This is a genomic window from Marinagarivorans algicola (assembly GCF_001292705.1).
GTDB classification, from domain to species: Bacteria; Pseudomonadota; Gammaproteobacteria; order Pseudomonadales; family Cellvibrionaceae; genus Marinagarivorans; species Marinagarivorans algicola.
Genome location: NZ_LGAK01000020.1, coordinates 15343 through 36743 on the forward strand (window position 1 = coordinate 15343; position 21401 = coordinate 36743).

Consider the following 21401-nt stretch of genomic DNA (forward strand, 5'->3'; position numbering starts at 1 on the left):
TACTTTGATTGGTAAAGTGGTTAGTATAAACGTAACTATTCAGCCAAGCTGACAAATCTCACACTGATAGTATGCTGGCGAATTATATTCTGAGCATTTAAATGCCTGAACCACTGATATAGCGCCTACTCCAGCATGGATGCGCGGGGATAGAATAGACTTTGCACCTGCATAATGAAGTGCAGGATTAGACTGTGTAAGGAGTATAAAGTCGAAGAGTCGCAGACGACAACAGTGCCCCAGTCAATGATGCATTAGCACCCAATTTCGGTGCATACAAGTTCGGTGCATACAAATGGTTGCGTATAAATACACTCAATCACCAATGAGAGGACGAGAGCATGACATTGGCGGATCAACACTGCTTGCCATGTGGTAGAAACGGGCAAGCATTAACATCATCTGAGCTTAGCCAAGCGCTGGCAGAACTCCCCTCTTGGGACTGTATCGCGGGCAACGCCCCAAAGCTTGAATGCACGTATCATTTTGAAGATTTTAGCGAAGCATTGGCTTTTACTAACGCGGTTGGGGCGCTGGCTGAGCAGTATCAGCATCACCCCACATTGGCTGTGGCGTGGGGGCAAGTGCGCGTACAATGGTGGACGCACAACATTCAAAATATACACCACGCCGATGTAGTTATGGCTGCCAAAACACAGCGCATATATAACAGGTTGGCTCCCCATGCTGTGCGGTAGGCGGCTATAGGTGGCATACGGGTCTTATGTTGATATTTTCACTCGGTATTCTATTAAATACTGATAGTGTTCATCTTTGTTGTGACGTCACTATTCAACCAAGTTGAAAAAGTTCACCTGATAGGGTGCTGATGGATTATGTTCTGGGCATTTAAGCGCTGGGCCTTGCAGGGAAAGCAAGGGTTAGACAGTGCAGGAGTAAACTGTCGAGAGTGCTTATATAGCGCCCGCCCCAGCATGGATGCGTGGGGGTAGATTTTGCGGGAGTACAAAGTCATAGATGGCTTGAGCGGCCCAGTCAATGATTCATTAGTGCCCAATTTCGGTACCTCTGAATAGTGACATGATAACAATAGGGTATTTTAACGTGTACTTGCCTCTTATCGAGGTCTGGGGGTGAGTCGTCAAATGTTTAAGTTTGTCGAGCAGATAGCCATGGAGCGCGGGTGTTGCAAAATGACATTAGAGGTTTTAATGCTCATCAAATAGCACTTATCAAAAATATCTAGCCATTAAACGTTATTGTCGGGCTCGTTGGCGACGGGATAAACCGTATTGCTATCGATGGCATTACTTAGCTCGGCGTTTGGTACTCTATTGGCTTTAGCGATATAACTCGATTTTTGCTTGGGAAGTTGGCCAGCCGTTTGTTTTTTTGCGCGCTTTTTCAGTATTTGATTCACTTTTTTACGGCGGTTCATAATGGGCCTATAGCAGTGGGTAAAATATAAGCGCGGCATTTTAACAGGCCACTGCGATATTTTCACAGACAAGTGCAAGGCATAGAGCGGCAAGCGAGCGCCTTATGAGGTAATATTGCCTTATTCCAAGGCCTGTATGGCCTCTTTGCCCTTATTCTACGACTAGGTTTTATTATGACTGCTGCCGCCGCGCCTTTGGTGCTTGTTGATGGTTCCTCTTATTTGTTTCGCGCTTACCATGCGCTGCCACCGCTCAATAACTCTAAAGGCCAACCAACAGGGGCTATTAAGGGCGTCATTAATATGATGCGTCGGCTCATCAAAGATTACCCGCAAAGTACCGTGGTGGTCATTTTTGATGCTAAAGGCAAAACCTTTAGAGATGAAATTTACAGCGAATACAAAGCCAATCGGCCGCCCATGCCCGACGATTTGCGCTGCCAGATTCAGCCCATACACGACATTATTCGCGCGATGGGTCTTCCCCTTATCTGCATTGAAGGCGTAGAGGCCGATGATGTTATTGGCACCTTAGGTCGTATAGCCACCGAGCACTCGCGTGACCTTGTCATATCAACTGGCGATAAAGATATGGCGCAGCTGGTCAATCAACATGTGACGCTCGTTAATACAATGACAGACACCAAAATGGATGTCGAAGGTGTAAAAGAAAAATTTGGTATTCCACCTGAGCTAATCATCGACTTTTTGGCGCTAATGGGTGATAAAGTCGATAACATCCCAGGGGTGCCAGGGGTTGGCGAAAAAACAGCGCTGGGTTTATTGCAAGGCTTAGGCAGTATTAAAGAAATTTATCAGCGCTTAGACGAGGTCGCAACACTCAGCTTTCGCGGCGCTAAAACCATGGCCAAAAAGCTTGAAGCTAATAAAGAGCAGGCCGAGCTGTCTTATTTGCTCGCAACGATTAAGCAAGATGTTGAGCTTGATTTTACGCTCGATGAACTGGCCAATACCGGCCCCGATCAAGAGGCCCTAAATACCCTGTTTACCGAGTTTGAATTTAAAAGCTGGGTGAAAGCGGCAGGTGCTGAGTCTACAGTTTCAAAAGCCGAGGCTCCCACGGTGCTCGAAAGCGCCGATGAGGTATTAACACCGAGTACGCCAACCCATTATGAAACCATACTCGATGAGGCCTCTTTTAATGTGTGGCTTCAAAAGTTAAAAGCGGCAAAATTATTTGCCTTCGATACCGAAACCACCAGTCTTGATTACATGCAAGCACAAGTGGTTGGTGTCTCTTTTGCGGTAGAGCCCGGCAGCGCCGCTTACGTACCCTTTGGGCATGACTATTTAGGTGCGCCAGCGCAGTTAGCGCGTGATTGGGTGCTCGCACAATTAAAACCACTGCTCGAAGATGCCAATACACCCATTGTGGGGCAAAATTTAAAATACGATGCCAATGTATTGAGCAACCACGGCATAGACTTTAAAGCGTTTAAATACGATACCATGCTAGAAAGCTATGTGTCTAACTCGCTAGGGCGTCATGATATGGACACCTTGGCGTTAGCACACTTAGGTCATGCCAATATTAGCTTTGAAGAAATCGCAGGTAAGGGGGCTAAGCAACTCACCTTTAATCAAATCGAGTTAGACAAAGCCGCGCCCTATGCCGCTGAAGATGCTGATATTACTTTGCGCTTACATTTGGCTTTATGGCCAAAATTAGAGACGCAGCCTGAATTATTATCGGTATTTAATAGCATCGAAATGCCGCTTGTGAATGTATTGCACAGCATAGAGCGCAACGGTGTATTGCTTGATGCTAATGTTCTCAATACTCATAGCCAAGAATTAACGCTGCGCTTAGCCGAGCTGCAAAAAGAGGCCTTTGACTTAGCCGGGCGCGAATTTAATTTAGCTAGCCCTAAACAGCTAGGCGAAATATTTTTTAATGAATTAGGTTTGCCCGTACTTAAAAAAACCAAAGGCGGCGCACCGTCTACCGCCGAAGAAGTACTGCAAGAGTTAGCGCTTGATTATCCATTGCCTAAACTTATTTTAGAGCATCGTGGCCTAGCCAAACTTAAATCGACGTATACCGATAAACTCCCGCAAATGATTGCGCCAGACACAGGTCGTGTGCATACCTCTTATCATCAAGCAGTCACTGCAACAGGGCGCTTAAGCTCTAATAACCCTAACTTGCAAAATATCCCTATTAAAAACACCGAGGGCCGGCGCATTCGTAAAGCCTTTATCGCGCCGCCTGGATATAAAATAGTCGCGGCCGATTATTCACAAATTGAACTGCGTATTATGGCGCATTTATCGGGTGATAAAACCTTGCTCGCGGCGTTTAATGACGGTAAAGATATACACAGCGCAACTGCGGCAGAAGTGTTTGGTGTCGCTTTAGACGATGTACAAGCTGAGCAGCGCCGCAGCGCTAAAGCCATTAATTTTGGCTTGATTTACGGCATGAGTGCTTTTGGCTTAGCCAAACAATTGCATATTGGCCGCGCCGAGGCGCAAAAGTATATTGACCTATATTTTGAACGTTACCCAGGTGTTAAAAATTATATGGACAACACCCGCGTCGATGCCGCCGAAAAGGGCTACGTACAAACCCTTGGCGGCCGACGTTTATATTTACCCGAAATTAACGACCGCAACGGTATGCGCCGTCAAGCAGCGCAGCGCACCGCTATTAACGCACCCATGCAAGGCACCGCCGCCGATATTATTAAAATTGCCATGATTACAGTGAATAATTGGCTGGCCGAAACCAACCAACCCGCCAAAATGATTATGCAAGTACACGATGAATTGGTCTTTGAAGTCAAAGAAGATGCCGTCGAAACCTTTAAAGACGAGGTGTGTGATTTAATGGGCCAGGCTATGACACTCGATGTGCCTTTATTGGTTGAGGCGGGTATGGGCGACAACTGGGATGAAGCGCACTAAATAATGAATAAGTATTCTATCTGCAATGGCAACCGGCTGGGTAGATTTCTAGGGTAAATGTATGAATTTACAAAAATTAAAACACGCCCAAAAGCAGTTCTTCAGCGCCTACCCCGGTGGTTTTAGTCACCCCGATATGATAGCTATCGGTAAAAAGCATAATGTGCATAAATTGGCTGATTTTTGTGTAGAGTCCTTCGCCGAAGAGCGATTTAACCAGCCCGACGAGCTACTCGATAATTGGGTGAAGGTGGTGAGTCGCTCATCAATGATCTCGTTATTTGAGAAGCCTAAATTTAAAGGCTTTATTAATACCGCGATGGGCGATGAGCGCAAGGTATTGGTTGATAGCCTTTACGAAATATTACACGGCAAAGCCAGTATTGGATTTAGTTTGCAGTGTGATTTACTAAAGCGTGATAAGTTGGCTAAGTGGACATTGATCAGTGCTGTACCTGCTTATTATCGCCTACACGATGAAATTTTTATGAAGCCTAATACGGTTAAAGGCATTATTGCGCACTTTGAGTTACCCGATTTACTTTATAAGCCAAGCCCTAGTTGGGCGTTTTATCAACATTATCGCGCGCAAATCTTACAGATGAAAGCACATATCGATGAAAGCTTAAAGCCCAATAACCCGGCTTTTTGTGGTTTCTTAATGATGAGTTTACCCAATGCAAAGTAATGCACTATTGCACGCTGAAAGTTCAGTGACGCAACACTTTAATGATGTGGGGTTTATGTCTCAGTTGCGCGAGCAAATGATTCGCTTTACACAGACCCAGCTACGCGATGCCGAAATTGCCGAAGATATTGTGCAAGAGGCCTTATTAGGTGCGGTTAAAAACCTCAAGGCTTTTGCTGGGCGTGCCGCTTTTAGAAGCTGGGTGTTCGCTATTTTAAAAAATAAAATGCTCGATCATATTCGCAAGCAAGGCCGAGCACCAGCAACGCACAGCATTGATGCCGAAGAATTTAATGAAAAAGGCCATTGGCAGCAAGAGGCTAAGCCCATGCCGTGGCAGTGCCCTGAGGCAGGCTTAAAACAAGAGCAATTTATGGTGATACTGGAGCTGTGCTTAAACAAGCTGCCAGGCAGTCAGGCGCAAGTTTTTATGATGCGTGAATTTTTGGGCTTGTCCTCTGACGAAATTTGCACAGAGGTTGAAATTACCGAAAGTAACCTGCATGTACTTTTGTATCGAGCCCGAATGGGTTTGCAAAAGTGCATGGCCAATAACTGGCTGCATGATGATCGTCAGGCAACACTACAAAAAAGCATTAAAAAAAATTTAACGCATACCAGCCAAAAAAATCGGTAATTGATATGAATTGTCAAAAAGCTAGCGAGCTTGCCTCTCGTCAATACGATCAGCCATTATCGTTGTCAAAAAAAATAAGCCTAAAGTTTCACCTTTTAATATGCAAACACTGCCGTAACTTTAATAAAAATATTGAACAGTTGAGTCATTCAATGCAAAGCTTTTTAAGGGGCGATGACAACAAAGATCAAAAAACTGATACCAGCGACAGCGATGATAGCGATAGCCAATTAAAGTGAAAATAGAGTGATGGAGTTTTTATGGGGCAAATGAATCAAACAGTGAGTCATTTTTTTGCTTACATTAGTAAAATTCGATGGATTGTGCGCTGGGGCCTAAAGCGTAATGCCATTCCCGAAAACGTGATGGAGCATAGCTGGGAGGTTGCCACGATTGCACATGCACTGGCGCTCATTAGTAACCGGCGCTTTGAGGGCTGCTATGATGCTAATGCCGTAGCTACCGCTGCACTGTATCACGATGTTTCAGAGGTGATTACTGGCGACATGCCAACACCCATTAAATATCATTCAAAAGGTATGCAAGCAGCTTTTAAAGAGGTTGAGGTGCAAGCTGAGCGTGAGCTTATAGCCTTGCTTCCCCGCGATTTACAGCAAGACTTTGAGCCCTTAGTGGTTAGCTCGCAAGTGCCTAAAGATATTAAGCAATTAATTAAAGGGGCCGATACCATTGCAGCTTTTTTAAAATGCCAAGAAGAGCTTAAAGCGGGTAATAGTGAATTCTCTAAGGCGGCAGAAGATATTGCTATGCGACTAGCGCGCTCAGATATTCCAGCGGTTGATGTATTTTTAGAAGTCTTTGCCCCCAGCTATAAGCTCACGCTTGATGAGCTTTTAAATGGTAGCGAAAAAGTGCGTAGTTTACCGGCGCAATAGGGCGCAATCACTTGCCTCGTTCCTTAGCGCCTTAGTCATCGTTTTATAGCCTTTAAAATTGTGTTTTTAAGGTGTCAAATATATCCATAATACGGGCAATGTATTGGTCTTTTGGCTTAAAACTACTGCTATTTTGCTGAATAAAATCACGCTCTAAATGCGTGATCAGTTTGCGCAGGCGATAATGATGCAGTCTTGTATAGTATTGTATGGGGTCGGTGATTAAACCCGAAAAAGAAGCCACTACGGCCAATGTACACATAACACCAAAACTACAAGTAATAATGAGCGCAGCGGAGGGTGAGGGTGGGAATATCTCGTAGTAATACCCGCCTAGCGTACTGCCTAAAATAAAAGTTTGGGTTTGTTGGTGTTTAGCGCTAAGCGCCGCCACAATAATCCCTAAACCCAGCCCACCAGGGGTGAATTTTTTAAAAGCTAAAGCCCCAGCAATCGTGCTAATTAACGTATTGGTAATATCGGCTGATGCGGTGCGTGTAATGGCGTATTGCTCGAGTGCCTGTGTGGTAATGGGGTCGATAGCCTGAATGATTTTTTGTCGTTGCGCGTGTAACCTTTGATTGTGCGCTTCGGTATTGATTGTGTCGTTATTACTGCTGTGATTGTTATTTTTATTGTTGTCACCTTGATGCAGATTGCATTGCAAGGTGCGGGCGAGTTCATCGGCGATGTATTGGTGTAGCTCTCCTTTTTTTGGGTCTTGCCGGTTACCTAATAAATGCTGATTAATAATGTTGACGCTGTGCTTTTGTACATCAGTGCCAAAGCCATTAGGTATTTTGAGTAAGCGGTTGCGCCAGGCGTGCTGGTTGCACTTGCCCAAAATAAAAGCGGTTAATTGCAATAAAACAAAAAAAGGCGCCCACATTAAATTAACAGGCATTTTGATTAAATCCCAACCAAAAGCGACTTTATTGGTGTGCCAAGCACCTGGGTAGCTAAAATGCTGCTGAGTAAAGCTTGGAATGCGCTTTTTACAATGCTCAAAATAGCGCTGGGCACCACGGTTAATCGCCGCTTGCAATGCCGGTGTTACATCTTGGAAGGTATTATTTGATTCGGTCATATTCTAATCTGGTTTTGGTGTAATTTGGTTTGAGTTATTGGGTTTTAACATACTGTAGGCTTGCTGCTGCGTGAGCTCAGCGTAATTGCCTGGTGCCAAGTTGGCGGGTAAATGTAATGGGCCAATCGCAAAGCGGTGCAGCTGTGTGACTGTATTATTAAAAAAGCCAAACATTCTTTTTACTTGATGATAGCGCCCTTCGGTCAGTGCTAGCTCGGCTTGATGGCTGTTGATGATTGTGAGTACAGCGGGTTTTGTTGTAATACCTTCAAAATTGAAGTCAATACCGGCTAAAAATTGCGTGCGATATTGCTCGGTAATAGGGTCGGCTGTTGTGACAAGGTAATGTTTTTGAATACACAGCTCCGGTAGTGATAAATGGCGTGTCCAAAAACCATCATTGCTCAGTAGCATGAGCCCTGTAGTATTAAAGTCTAATCGCCCTGCAATATGCAGCTCGTCTTTATGTGGGTGCTGAATAATATCCAGTACGGTTTGGTTTTTATCATCACGTGTTGCGCTAACCACACCTTTAGGTTTATGCAATACAACATAATGGGCGGTTTTATGCGGGAGCATTTTGCCGGTGACGTTTACTTGGTCAAAGGGTGTGATGGTTTGGTTGGCGCTGTGAGCGAGTAGGCCGTTGATAGTGATTTTTTTTTGGGCAATCAATAATCTGATACTGTTTTTGGCAATATCGGTGTGCAGGCTAACAAACCTATCGAGGCGGGTGCGAGAGAGTTTCATAAGAGGGTATAGGTTTTTTGAGGACTGCCATCATATCATTCACTGAGCTATCACATAGCGGCACACAGAGTATTTAGGCGCACATAGTATTTATAAGCAACTTTGGGTAACCTAATACTATTTTAAAACGCGATATTTGAGTATTTTATGACCACCGGTTTTACCCCCACAGCCACAATAAAAACACTAAAAGCCCGCGCGCAGTTATTAGCCGCCATTAGAGCGTACTTTTTACAGCAACAAGTTACCGAGGTCGATGTACCGGCTTTGGGCCATTTTAGTGTGACTGATGTGCACTTGGCCGCCTTAGTCGTTGAGGTCGGCAATAGCACGCAATATTTACAAACCTCGCCAGAGTTTTATATGAAGCGCTTATTGGCAGCGCGAATGGGTGATATTTATAGCCTAGCCAAAGCTTACCGGGCCGATGAAAGCGGTTCGCGGCACCGGCCTGAATTCACCATGCTCGAGTGGTACCGTTGTGGTTTTGATGATGGCGCATTAATGGCCGATATTACTGGGCTATTGCAAGCTGTTGGCGTGAGCGAGCCTATTAAACAGGTCGCTTACGGTGAGGTCTTTGAGCGTGTAACAGGGCTCAACCCGCATACTGCCGGCGAGGGCGCTGATGATGCGCTTGCTCAATACGCCTTGCAACACTTTGATGTCGCTTGGCCTAATACCCCCAAAAGTACATGGTTAGATTTAATTTTTAGCCAACACGTAGAGCCCACTCTTTTAGAGCCTACATTTGTTTTTGACTTTCCGGCTTGCCAGTGTGCATTGGCAAAAATTGCCAACAATAGCGCGGGCCAAAAAGTCGCGAAGCGATTTGAATTGTATTGGCAGGGCCTAGAGCTTGCGAATGGTTATTGGGAGCTAACCTGCCCACAAGAGCAGCGCGCGCGCTTTGAACAAGATAATGCAACCCGCAGCAAGCAAGGCCTGCAACCGATCACCCCCGACCCCCATTTTATAGCGGCTATGGAGCACGGTTTGCCAGAGTGCGCCGGTGTCGCGTTGGGTGTTGATCGCTTGTTAATGTGTTTATTACAGGAAAAAGATATTGCCGCCGTTATACCCTTTGCGCAGGGTTAAGGGAGGCAATAATAGTTAGCCCAATTTCGGGACCTCTCAATAGTGACATAAAAAAGGCTGCTTTATGGGCAGCCTTTCGACACGTTTTTTTGCAATGCTTAGTTTTTGAGTGGCTTGTATTTAACGCGTTTAGGTTGTGCGTTGTTGCCTTTACGCTTGATAAAGTCTTCGTGGTATTCGCTATAGTTGCCTTCAAAAAAGACAATTTCGCTTTCGTCTTCATAGGCTAAGGTATGGGTGGCTACACGATCTAAAAACCAGCGGTCATGCGAAATAACCATCACGCAACCTGGAAAGCTTTCGATGGCCTCTTCTAGGGCGCGTAAGGTTTCGATGTCGAGATCGTTTGAGGGTTCATCCAGTAGCAATACGTTAGCGCCTTGCTTTAAAGTGTTGGCGAGATGTAAACGGCCACGCTCACCGCCCGATAAATCGCCCACGCGTTTTTGCTGATCGGTGCCTTTAAAGTTAAAGCGGCCCGCGTAAGAGCGAGAGCTCACTTCGTAATTGCCAATTTTGAGTATATCGGCGCCGCCACTAATGGCTTCCCAAACGCTTTCGTCATTATTGAGGTTTTCGCGGCCTTGCTCGACATAGGCGACTTTAACGGTTTCGCCAATAACCACTTCGCCGCTATCGGGCGTGTCGGTGCCAGCAATCATGCGAAATAACGTTGATTTACCTGCACCGTTACCACCCACAATACCCACAATAGCGCCTTTAGGCACACTAAAGTTTAAATTATCGATTAACAGCCTGTCACCAAAGCCTTTACTCACATTGTGAAACTCGATAACTTTATCGCCTAAGCGCTCACCCGGCGGGATGTAAATTTCGTTGGTTTCGTTGCGGGCTTGGAAGTCTTGGTTTTGCATCTCTTCAAAGCGGGCCAAGCGGGCTTTGCTTTTAGATTGGCGACCTTTTGCGTTTTGGCGCACCCACTCTAGCTCGGCTTTCATGGCTTTTTGGCGTGAGGCTTCACCGCGTTGCTCTTGCGCTAAGCGAGCTTCTTTTTGCTCTAGCCAATTCGAGTAGTTACCCTCGTAAGGAATGCCATGGCCACGGTCAAGCTCTAGTATCCAGCTGGCAGCGTTATCTAAAAAGTAACGGTCATGGGTAATCGCCACAACGGTACCGCTAAAGTTTTGCAAAAATTGCTCTAACCAAAAAACCGACTCCGCATCTAAGTGGTTAGTCGGCTCATCAAGCAAAAGCATATCAGGGCGTGATAGTAGCAAGCGGCACAATGCAACACGGCGTTTTTCACCCCCCGATAGTTTAGTCACATCGGCATCCCATGCGGGTAAACGCAATGCGTCGGCGGCAATTTCTAGGGTGTGGTTCAGGTTGTGTGCATCCCAAGCTTCAATAATGTCTTCGCATTTGGCTTGTTTTTTAGCTAGGGCATCAAAGTCGGCATCGGGCTCGGCATAGGCGGCGTACACCTGATCTAGCTCGGCGAGTGCATTAACGGCTTCAAATACGCCCTCTTCGACATTGCCGCGCACGTCTTTATCGGGGTTAAGTGCGGGCTCTTGGGGTAAGTAGCCCACTTTAATACCAGGCATAGGGCGCGCTTCGCCTTGAATGTCGGTGTCTAATCCAGCCATAATTTTTAGTAAGGTTGATTTTCCCGAACCGTTTAAGCCGAGTACACCAATTTTGGCGCCAGGGAAGAACGACAGTGAGATATTTTTTAAAATCTCACGCTTAGGTGGGACAACCTTGCCCACGCGGTTCATGGTATAAACATATTGCGCCATTGAAACAGCCTCAAAAATTAGTTTGATAAAAAATGCATGCCAAAAAATGACAAAAGTGAATGCAAAGAAGGGTACTTAGCTTAAGATCGGAATGCAATGCTACGGCCCACCCAAATAAAGAACAATGCCACCCTAGTGGCTGTCATCTCAGTTATTAGTGGTATACAATCTATTTTTTTTGTGTACCTAAAAAATAATATAAGGAGGCATTATTATGACGTTATTAAAGGGTGTGCTCGGTGCATGTGTGATGGCCACCAGCCTGTTGAATTCTGCGTATGCACAAGAAGGCGATACCATTAAGCCTGCCAAAAAACATTATTGGCTTGAGACATCGTTTTTGAGAAGGCTGGGTGGTGGAGGGGCGCTAGGATTGCACTTGAATATGCACACCGATAAGCATAATTGGACACTGGGTTATAATAGTTTGCATCAGAGTTTTGTGTTTGTTAGGGACCCCGTCGATAGAGCCACCGGTAACTCTATCAATGGCAACATAAAAGCGTACAGCGTCTCTAAGTTGTGGCACTGGCCCTATAGGCTTGGCTATGCCAGTGTGTCGGTCGGTGGTAGCCTGTTAAAAGGCCGATGGGGCGTTAACTGTGCAAGGTCTACCATGGAGGGCTTTGGGCGTTCGGAAGAGTGCGACCTTAAGCAATTTGTGACTCTGGGTATCCCTTTAAGGGCGACAGCCTCTTTTGGCCGTTATGTGGGTATAGGTTATGTGGCTGAAATGAATATCAATGCCAAAGACTCCTATATACTCTTGGGTATGACTATTCCGATCGGTGGGTTTACTCGTTAAAACGTTTGTATTTAGTACTTGATGTCTTTTGTTGGCACTACTATATTTGTGTGCATCCTATAAGCTAATTTTAGCCATAATAATGACAGTAAACCACACAACAATGACACACACTTGGGGAATTTTATGAATAAAAATATCTATTTAAATACGGCGCGTCTCTCGGCGACCGGCTTGTTGGCATTAATGATTGCCGCTTGTGGCAGTGATAATAATAGCAGTCCTGTTACCACCAGCTCATCAACGACAGCCACCAGTAGTGCTGCTGCTTCGAGCGATATGTCAAGTATGGGGAGCTCTTCAGTTGCTGCGCCTATGACGACTGCCATTTCTTTAGACTTTGACGATATGTCGCCAGGGGCGATACCTGACGGTTTTAATCTGACCGGTACAGGCGTTGAAGTCGTTGAAGGCGAAGGCGCTTACAGTGGCGATTTAGCCCTTAAAGTATCAGGCGCTGGCGCCAGCTACTTATCATTAGCAGACTTTACCGGTACCCACTGGGGTCGTATGTATTATAAAAATACCGCAAAGCCAGCGGCTATTGCCAATTATTCGCACACTACTTTAGTGTCGGGTATTGATGGCGCTGCGCACTTTCGCTTTGTAGATATGGTTGCGGCACCCGATAGCGCAGCCGATGCCGGTAAGTATCAGCATTTATACAATACCGAACCTAACGATCTTTCGTTAGAGGGTAGCTACACAAATAGCTATGATGGCGAGTGGGTCTGTATTGAGTGGTCGGTAGATACCACCGAGCAACAATTTCACTTATTTAGAGACGGCACCGAAATCACCCTCGCTAATCGCGGTACAGAAACCAATTCAACCGATCTTACAAACGCTAAAAATTACGCCTCTGATGATGAATTAGCGATGACGCCAATCCCTGCTGTTATCCCCGAGTTACGTATTGGTATTCAAAACTATCAAGGCGATGAGTTTACCTTTTTACTCGATGACATTGTGGTTGCCGATGCACGCGTAGGGTGTGAAGTGGCGAATGCCAACTCAAGTAGCTCTGAGATGAGCAGTGAAATGAGTTCATCTTCTATGATGAGTTCATCTTCTATGATGAGCTCATCATCAGCGCCAAGCGGGCCAACACAAGCCGAGGTTGATGCACGCGTGGCAGCGGGTAAGGCTCTTTATACTGGTAAAAATTGTGGTGGTTGTCATGGTGCTAGTGGTGAAGGTGGAATCTTTAAGGCAATCAATAATACAGCGCTAAGCTATGATGAAATCGATGCTATTATCACTAACGGTGCGCCAAGTATGCCTGCATGTGATTCACCCAGTGATTGTGGTGCGCAAATAGCTGACTACATTTGGGTTGAATTTTTAGGGTACACCTTGACCGCTGACGGCGGTGTAAAGCCTTAAGCCTAAATAAGCGCTGAGTGACGGGCGTTAGCGCCTAGTCATTAAGGGCCCAGTTATTAAGGGCTTAGTTATTCAGCGTGTAAGCGACACAATATTAAAAGGCCGGCCTGTTACAGGGCTGGCCTTTTTTGTTTTTGGGGGCTCCACATCACGGCAATTAGTGTACAATCGAGGCCTTTATTGTGACCGTTACGTACCTATTGACTAACCCCATGCAGGCCTAGGCCGTCGCTGTGATTCAAGGATTCCCATGTTTGATAAAAACCAAACCGTTGCCGATTTTGACCCCGAAATTTGGGCCACTATAAAAGATGAAAGCCGTCGCCAAGAAGAGCATATCGAGCTCATCGCCAGCGAAAACTACACTAGCCCGCAAGTTATGGCCGTACAAGGCACTAAACTCACCAACAAGTATGCCGAAGGCTACCCCGGTAAGCGCTACTACGGCGGCTGTGAGTATGTCGATAAGTCTGAAGGCTTAGCCATTGAGCGCGCCAAGGCCCTTTTTGGTGCCGACTACGCCAACGTGCAGCCGCATTCAGGTTCGCAAGCTAACGCGGCTGTTTACGCGGCATTGTGCGCCCCAGGCGATACCGTTTTAGGCATGAGCCTTGCCCACGGCGGCCACTTAACACACGGCGCTAAAGTGAGCTTTTCGGGTAAATACTACAATGCGGTACAGTACGGCTTAAACACCGATACCGGCCTTATCGATTACGACGAGGTTGAGCGTTTAGCGCTTGAACATAAGCCTAAAATGATTGTTGCGGGCTTTTCGGCATACTCACAAGTTGCCGATTGGCAGCGTTTTCGCGATATCGCCGATAAAGTAGGCGCTTATTTACTGGTTGATATGGCGCATGTTGCCGGTTTAGTGGCCGCGGGCGTTTACCCAAGCCCAGTTGGCATTGCCGATGTCACGACCTCAACCACACACAAAACATTGCGTGGCCCACGTGGCGGCATTATTTTGGCTAAAGCCAACGAAGAAATCGAGAAAAAACTCAACTCGGCAGTATTTCCAGGTGGCCAAGGCGGCCCATTAATGCATGTTATTGCGGCTAAAGCGGTTAGCTTTAAAGAAGCCATGAGCGATGAGTACAAAGTGTACCAACAGCAAGTGGTTAAAAACGCAAAAGTCATGGCTAATACCTTTATTAAGCGCGGCATTAATATTGTGTCTGGCGGTACCGAAAATCACCTTATGTTGGTTGATCTCATCGGTAAAGAGTACACCGGTAAAGATGCCGATGCCGCACTCGGCGCTGCTAACATTACCGTTAACAAAAACGCCGTACCTAACGACCCACGCTCACCGTTTGTCACCTCGGGCTTGCGCGTGGGTACACCGGCCATAACAACCCGTGGTTTTGGTGAAGCAGAATGTGAGCAATTAACCCACTGGATGGTCGATATTCTTGATAGCCTAGAAAACGGTAATTCAGAAGAAGTGATTGCTAAAGTCAAAGGTCAAGTATTAGAGCTTTGCTCAAAATTCCCCGTTTATGGCGAATAGTATTAAGCAATAAAAAAAGGCGGCCAATGGCCGCCTTTTTTGTGCCCATGGCTTGGCTGTACGCCTTAACATGCAAAGCTTAAAAGTACATTAGCACGGGGTATACTTGTTGACAGCTGTTATTAAATGCCACTCGGCCCTTTACAAAAGTGTATGAGATAAGACAATGCTCAGCGATAAAGCAAGCTGGTAAGGGTGCTGGTACATGAAGCAGGTACGAATATCGACTCAATACCTGAGCCTAATAAAGGATACTAATCGTATGTTTACCCCCCATCAAAGTGCTTATTTTGCTTATTGGTTAACCCAAACCGGCAAAATTGAAGAGCAAGTTTCACGTGCTGTGGCATCTGCACGTGTAGATATGAACCCGCACCAAGTTGAGGCTGCTTGCTTTGCGCTTAAGTCTCCATTAGAGAAGGGTGTACTTTTGGCTGATGAGGTGGGTCTAGGTAAAACCATTGAGGCCAGCTTGGTTATGGCGCAAAAGTGGGCAGAGCAGAAGCGAAATATATTGCTGGTAGTGCCGGCATCACTGCGTAAACAGTGGGCGCAAGAGCTACAAGAAAAGTTTGAATTGCCGTCTATAGTGATTGATAGCAAGATTGCAGCCGCCCTTAAAAAAGAGGGTGCACATAACCCCTTTGAGCATGACGATAAAATTGTAATTTGCTCATATGATTATGTCGCGCGCCAGTGTGCAAATGTGCAGTTAGTACTGTGGGATCTTGTCGTATTTGATGAGGCGCATAAACTGCGTAATGTACATAAAAAAAAGGGTAGCAAGCGCGCTAAAGAAATCCTCAACGCGACGGCCAGTGCGGCTAGCCGGGTCTTGTTATCGGCCACACCTATTCAAAATGATTTGATGGAGCTTTATGGTTTAAGCCAAGTTATTGATGAGCATTTTTTTGGTGATGAGAAATCATTTAGAAGCCGTTATTTACGCAAAAAAAATACACTGGCATTAGAGGAATTAAAAGAGCGAATAAAACCGCTGTGTCACCGCACCTTGCGCCGGCAGGTACAAGAAGAAGGCGGCATTAAATTCACTAATCGCTACGCCTTTACCGAAGATTTTACGCCCTCCGGGCCAGAGTGGGAGCTGTACGAGCGGTTATCCGAATACCTGCAAGATCCCGATAACATTGCGATACACCCAAAAGCTAAGCACTTAGTCAGTATGGGTTTGCGTAAAATTTTGGCGTCGTCGTCTTTTGCTGTTGCAGATACCTTAAGAGGCATGGTACGTCGGTTAAAAGAGGCCGAGTTACTGGATGATGATGATATTGCAGACCTAGATGCTAAAGATGATTGGCAAGATGTCGATTTTGGTGAAAGCGCTGATGATGCAAGCAGTCAAGAAAGGGCGCCAAAAAGCAAAATACAACAAGAAATAGCCGTATTAGCCGATTGCCTAGCGCTAGCCGAAAACATCAAAAGTAATGCCAAAGGCGAGGCCTTACTCAGAGTACTCAAAAATGCAATGGCCAACACCGAAAACCTAGGGGGCCAGGCCAAGGCGGTGATATTTACCGAATCCTGCCGTACACAGCAATATTTGTTTGATGAGCTTGAGAAAAATGGCTACCAAGGCCGTTTGGTTTTATTGAATGGCTCAAATACAGATTCAGGTTCACAGGCTATTTACCAAGCATGGAAAGTAAAGCACGCCGGCTCATCACGGATCAGTGGTTCAAAAACCGCTGATATGAAAGCCGCACTGGTCGAAAAATTCAAAAGTGATGAAGCCGATATACTCATCTCTACCGAGGCTGGCGGCGAAGGCATTAACTTACAATTTTGCTCTTTACTGATTAATTACGACCTGCCATGGAACCCACAAAAAATTGAGCAGCGCATAGGGCGTGTGCATCGCTACGGTCAAACAAATGATGTTGTTATTTTTAATTTTGTTAACCGCAAAAACCCTGCAGACCAGCGCGTTTATCAATTACTCAGTGAAAAGCTCCACTTATTTGAAGGGGTTTTTGGTGCTTCGGATGAGGTTTTAGGTGCGGTGGCGAGCAGCATCGATATTGAAAAGCGCATTTACGAAATTTTTCAAAAGTGCCGCAGTGATGAGCAAGTACAGTATGAGTTTGACCGCTTGCAAGAAGAAATGAGTGAATCACTAACGGCACGCGAGGCGAATGCACGTGAAAGCTTGCTGGCTAATTTTGATCGTGAGGTTGTCGCAAATCTTAAAAATTCGCGGGATAAAAACAAAATATTCCTGCAAGAATATGAGCATATGCTGCTTGATTTAGCAAAAGCAGAGTTACCGGGTGCGAAATTTGAAGACACACACTTTGTATATGAAGGTAAACGTTTTGATGTGCGCTGGCATCTAGCAGAAGAAAATGACTCTGAGTTTTTCCGTTTACAAGCCGCAGAGCATTATAAAGCGTGGGATTTGGTAAAAATGGCTAAAGCACGCGAGCTACCAGAGGTTAGCCTGCAACTGAGTTATGACCAATTACAGCAAGGTAACTACGGTGCATTACGCCCTTACATTGGTCAGGCTGGCGACCTTGCCGTAGTAAATATGACGTTTTCATATAACCAAGGCAAAACACGGCCGTCTCAAATTTTTGTATTGGCACGTACCGATAAGGGCGAGTGGCTGCCAGCTGCAGTGGCCGACCACCTACTTTGTATACCGGGGCAGCATGCACCGTTGCAACACAGCATTAATCATGGTGCACTCTCGAGCCAGCTGGGTAAGCTGGTGGAGGAGCAAACGGGTGTGAAAGAAGAGGAGCTAGGTGAATACCTTGAGCGTGAAACTCAAAAGCTAGAGTTTTGGGCCAAAGACCGCCGCGATGCACTAGAGCAAACCGTCAAAGAGCTAGACGAAGACATTCGCCAATTTAAAAAAACAGCGCGCGAGCTTGCCAGTACCAAAGAAAAAATAGAAGCTAAAAAATCACTACGCAAGCTAGAGCGTCAACGCGATGATGCTTTTGAGGTGTTTCATCATGCCAAAAAAGGCATCGAGCAAGAAGAAGATCGTTTGCTGGATGAGGTGAGTAGCAAGCTCGAATTATCGTGTGAAGCTAAAATGATTTTTCAAGTGCGCTGGCAGCTTAACCATTAGGGCAAACTTTTAAGGGGTAATTATGGACCGCGAAAAACTCGTCCGTGAGTTAATGTTTCATCTGCGTTTGGGTGAAGATTCCAGTATCGAATTCAAAGCAATAGTCTTTGAGGGCAAAAAAATAAAAAGCCCTAACCGCGACAGTATCGCTCACGAAATTGCCGCTTTTGCCAATGGCCAGGGGGGCAGTATTTTATTAGGCGTAGAAGATAAAACCCGCGAGGTGATTGGTTTTGAAGATGACAAGGTATCGGTAACCGAAGAATGGGTTGTTAACTTAAGTCAGCAAACCATTAGCCCGCCGGCAAAAATACACACTCGCCTATTACAGTTACCCAATACCCGTGGCGAGCTTAAAACGGTTATTTATGTTGAGGTGCCGCGCAGTATATCTGTGCACCAAAGTGCAGGCCGTTATTACCAGCGTATCGGCTCTACAAAACAAGAGATGAAACCTGAAGTGCTAGCGCGCCTATTTCAGCAGCGCTCGCAATCGCGCCTGATTCGTTTTGATGAGACCTTAGTGCCCGGCACCGCGTTAAGCGATGTAGACAAAACCTTAACTCAGCGCTTTATAAAAGTGGGTATGCCAGAGCATTTACAATTTAAAAAATTGCACCTTAGCGCGCAAGACGACTACGACCAAGGCTTATCGGTCAGTGGCGTATTATTACTCACCGCCGAGCCAACGCAATGGTTGCATAATGCCTATATTCAGTGTGTGTTTTATAGCGGTACTCAGCGCGATGCTAATGACCAGCTTGACGCACAAGACCACACCGGCCCAGTAGATCAGCAAATTAATGGCGCGCTCGATTTTGTAAAACGCAATATGCGTATACAAGCCAAAAAAGAAACCGGCCGCATTGATATACCGCAATATGACTTAGGCGCTGTTTTTGAGGCCATTGTGAACGCCGTTGCCCACCGTGACTATTCCATGACAGGCCGTAAAATTCGACTACATCTGTTTGCCGATCGACTCGAGCTATTTAGCCCAGGGCAGTTATCTAATAGCTTAACCATTGATGGCCTAATGGAAAACACCGTCACCCGTAACGAAGCATTAGTGAATTTATTAAGCCGCTATTACAACGCCCGCGAAGAAGCCGGCCGCCAAGCCTTAATCGAGCGCCGAGGCGAAGGCGTACCCAAAATCATGAACGCCAGCTACACACTCAGTGGTAAAGAGCCCGAATACCGCATGGTTGATGATGCCGAGCTACTGCTTACTATTTATGCCGCGAATAAATATGCCGCCAGTAAAGAATTCGAGTAAATACAATGCCTAATAACAAGACCCAAATGAACGGCGACTCCTTAAATATCGCCCAGCAAAAACAGCAAGAGTTAGAGCGGCTATTCCCCGGAATATGGACCGAAACCAAAAACGATAATGGCGAGTTGGTTAAAACATTAGATGTAGAGCGCTTAAAAGCGGAGCTTGGCGAAAGTAGTGAAATTTATGATAATCGCCGCGAGCGCTATGGCATGGATTGGCCGGGCAAAAAGGATTGCCTGCGTTTAATACAGGAACCCTCACAGGCAACCCTTAACCCCTGCCGTGAAGAATCCGTCGATTTTGATACTACCGAAAACCTGTTTATTGAAGGCGATAACCTGGAGGTACTAAAGCTGCTGCAAAAAAGCTACTACGGCGAGGTCAAGATGATTTACATTGACCCGCCGTACAATACCGGAAATGGAGATTTCATATATCAGGATAACTTTTCTGAAAGTCTCGATACTTATTTAGAGTGTGCTGGATTGAAAGAGGTTGGTACTTCTGGCCGAAAATGGAGCTCTTCTAGCAATAAGGATGATGGCCGCTATCATACTAAATGGCTTAATATGATGTTTCCACGCTTGTATTTGGCACGAAATTTACTGCGTGAGGATGGTGTGATATTTATTTCCATTGATGATAGTGAAATCGAAAATTTACGCAGGATGTGTAATGAGATTTTTGGAGAGGAAAATCAAATTGCATGCTTAGTCTGGGATAAAAACAGAAAAAATGATGCTAAATATTTTTCTGTTGGTCATGAATATATGCTTGTCTATGCAAAACGGGAAGCATATCTTTCTGAATTATCTGTTGAGTTTAGGATAGATAAAGATGGGGTGGAAGAGCTCAAAGGTTTTTTCAAAGAGTCACTGAATAAAAATGAAGGTGATTTAACTCTTGTTCAAAAAGATTATGATGAATGGTGCTCGAATATAACAAAAGGTGATCCCAGAGAAGCCATTAAACGATTTAGGAAAATAGATACCCATGGACCGTATCGTGATGACGGAAATATAAACTGGCCGGGAGGGAACGGCCCTCGATACGAAGTTCTTCATCCAAAGACTGGGGCACCTTGTAAAGTCCCAAAGAGTGGGTGGCGTTATCCTTCTGAGGCGCGTTTTTGGGAGGAGTATAAAACAGGGCGAGTTGTATTTGGCGTAGATGAGAGTACCGTCCCTAGAATTCGAACCAATTTATTTGAAAACTCCAAACAAGTAATGAATAGTGTTAATTTTAGCTATGCCCAAACTGCGACTAATGAATTTATTGAAATATTTGATGGTAAAAGAATTTTTGATAACCCAAAGCCTATATCAGATATTGAGCGTCTAATTCGGTATGTCTGTGATGATGGAGATTTGATTTTGGATTTCTTCTGTGGATCAGCCACAACTGGTCATGCATGTTTCACCGCATCGATAAAATCCAAAAAAGAGTTTAAATTCATTCTGGTGCAGCTTCCTGAGCCGGTGAATGTTAAAAGTCAAGCATACCTTTCTGGCTTTAATGTTATATCTGAAATATCTAAAGAGCGTATTCGCCGTGCAGGCAATAAAATTCGTCAAGAACAAGAAGGCCAACTAGATCTAGATAATAATAAAAACCTAGATTTTGGCTTCAAAGTCCTAAAACTCAACCAAAGCAATTTCAAACAATGGCAAGCGCCCACTAAAGAGGTTAGTGATGAAGATTTGGTTAAGCAGTTTGAATTAAATGTTGATCATATTGACCCGAATACACCCCAAGAATATTTACTTTACGAGCTACTGATTAAAGCGGGCGTTAAACCAACGGTCAAAATTGAAGCTATTGAGCTGGCTGGGCATTCGCTTTACTCTGTGGCTGAAGGGATTTTACTTATTCACTTGGCGTTAAATATTCAGCCGGCTTTAATTGAGGCCGTAGTGACGCATGCACCGCAGCAGTTTATCTGTTTAGATGATGCCTTTCGGGGTAATGACCAGCTTAAAACCAATGCCGCCAAAACCTTTGAGGCTTTTAATCAAGGTAAAGAGAGTATTGATCGCATTGAATTTCAAACGGTCTAGCGGGGCAGA

General features: G+C 45.4%; 17 protein-coding genes and 1 pseudogene. 14 read left to right on the plus strand and 4 right to left on the minus strand.

The features are described from left to right. The first annotated feature begins 341 nt into the window (after positions 1–341). Entirely contained in the window at positions 342–698 is a 357-nt protein-coding gene (locus AC438_RS08325) for a 4a-hydroxytetrahydrobiopterin dehydratase (RefSeq protein WP_053980796.1), read from the plus strand. A 381-nt stretch (positions 699–1079) separates the two neighbouring features. After that, positions 1080–1187: pseudogene (locus tag AC438_RS17390) on the plus strand (GNAT family N-acetyltransferase); the annotation flags it as partial. Between the two features lie 23 nt (positions 1188–1210). Here AC438_RS17390 and AC438_RS08330 read toward each other — a convergent pair. Continuing rightward, positions 1211–1399: a DUF2986 domain-containing protein gene (locus AC438_RS08330; RefSeq protein ID WP_156312517.1), complete on the minus strand. Its 189-nt coding sequence runs from the start codon at positions 1397–1399 to the stop codon at positions 1211–1213. 174 nt (positions 1400–1573) lie between these two features. Here AC438_RS08330 and polA point away from each other — a divergent pair, with 174 nt between their 5' ends. The 5 genes from polA (at position 1574) to yfbR (ending at position 6548) form a co-directional block, all read left to right on the plus strand. Continuing rightward, a complete protein-coding gene (polA, locus tag AC438_RS08335; RefSeq protein WP_053980798.1) occupies positions 1574–4327 on the plus strand; it encodes a DNA polymerase I in 2754 nt (917 codons plus the stop codon). Between the two features lie 61 nt (positions 4328–4388). Continuing rightward, positions 4389–5015 (plus strand): hypothetical protein, encoded by a 627-nt coding sequence (locus AC438_RS08340; protein ID WP_053980799.1) that lies wholly within the window; start codon positions 4389–4391, stop codon positions 5013–5015. Continuing rightward, positions 5005–5652 (plus strand): sigma-70 family RNA polymerase sigma factor, encoded by a 648-nt coding sequence (locus tag AC438_RS08345; protein ID WP_053980800.1) that lies wholly within the window; start codon positions 5005–5007, stop codon positions 5650–5652. Before AC438_RS08340 ends, AC438_RS08345 begins: the two co-directional genes overlap by 11 nt. Before the next feature lie 5 nt (positions 5653–5657). Continuing rightward, positions 5658–5891, plus strand: a complete 234-nt coding sequence (locus AC438_RS08350; RefSeq protein ID WP_053980801.1) for an anti-sigma factor family protein — start codon at positions 5658–5660, stop codon at positions 5889–5891. Positions 5892–5912: 21 nt separating this feature from the next. Further along, on the plus strand, positions 5913–6548 hold the full coding sequence (gene yfbR / locus AC438_RS08355) for a 5'-deoxynucleotidase (protein WP_156317038.1): 636 nt from the start codon (positions 5913–5915) through the stop codon (positions 6546–6548). Between the two features lie 52 nt (positions 6549–6600). Here the strand turns inward: yfbR and AC438_RS08360 are convergent, their stop codons facing one another. Further along, positions 6601–7635, minus strand: a complete 1035-nt coding sequence (locus AC438_RS08360) for a DUF6635 family protein (RefSeq protein WP_053980802.1) — start codon at positions 7633–7635, stop codon at positions 6601–6603. A gap of 3 nt (positions 7636–7638) precedes the next feature. After that, positions 7639–8385 (minus strand): pseudouridine synthase, encoded by a 747-nt coding sequence (locus AC438_RS08365; RefSeq protein WP_053980803.1) that lies wholly within the window; start codon positions 8383–8385, stop codon positions 7639–7641. A 147-nt stretch (positions 8386–8532) separates the two neighbouring features. Here AC438_RS08365 and epmA point away from each other — a divergent pair, with 147 nt between their 5' ends. Then, on the plus strand, positions 8533–9483 hold the full coding sequence (epmA, locus tag AC438_RS08370) for an EF-P lysine aminoacylase EpmA (RefSeq protein ID WP_053980804.1): 951 nt from the start codon (positions 8533–8535) through the stop codon (positions 9481–9483). A gap of 98 nt (positions 9484–9581) precedes the next feature. Here the strand turns inward: epmA and ettA are convergent, their stop codons facing one another. Continuing rightward, positions 9582–11246, minus strand: coding sequence for an energy-dependent translational throttle protein EttA (gene ettA, locus AC438_RS08375; RefSeq protein ID WP_053980805.1), 1665 nt, complete (start codon positions 11244–11246; stop codon positions 9582–9584). A gap of 214 nt (positions 11247–11460) precedes the next feature. Between ettA and AC438_RS08380 the strand changes: the two genes are divergently transcribed. From AC438_RS08380 to AC438_RS08405, 6 genes are all read left to right on the plus strand, one after another. Further along, complete coding sequence (locus AC438_RS08380; protein ID WP_053980806.1) at positions 11461–12051, plus strand: hypothetical protein; 591 nt, start codon at positions 11461–11463, stop codon at positions 12049–12051. Positions 12052–12177: 126 nt separating this feature from the next. After that, positions 12178–13437 carry a c-type cytochrome gene (locus AC438_RS08385; protein WP_053980807.1) on the plus strand — a complete coding sequence of 420 codons (1260 nt, stop codon included), beginning with the start codon at positions 12178–12180 and terminating at the stop codon, positions 13435–13437. A 250-nt stretch (positions 13438–13687) separates the two neighbouring features. Continuing rightward, positions 13688–14953, plus strand: coding sequence for a serine hydroxymethyltransferase (glyA, locus tag AC438_RS08390; protein WP_053980808.1), 1266 nt, complete (start codon positions 13688–13690; stop codon positions 14951–14953). A 262-nt stretch (positions 14954–15215) separates the two neighbouring features. After that, positions 15216–18053 carry an SNF2-related protein gene (locus tag AC438_RS08395; protein ID WP_053980809.1) on the plus strand — a complete coding sequence of 946 codons (2838 nt, stop codon included), beginning with the start codon at positions 15216–15218 and terminating at the stop codon, positions 18051–18053. A gap of 22 nt (positions 18054–18075) precedes the next feature. Continuing rightward, entirely contained in the window at positions 18076–19332 is a 1257-nt protein-coding gene (locus AC438_RS08400) for an RNA-binding domain-containing protein (protein WP_053980810.1), read from the plus strand. A 5-nt stretch (positions 19333–19337) separates the two neighbouring features. Then, entirely contained in the window at positions 19338–21392 is a 2055-nt protein-coding gene (locus AC438_RS08405) for a site-specific DNA-methyltransferase (RefSeq protein ID WP_053980811.1), read from the plus strand. The last annotated feature ends 9 nt before the right edge of the window (positions 21393–21401 follow it).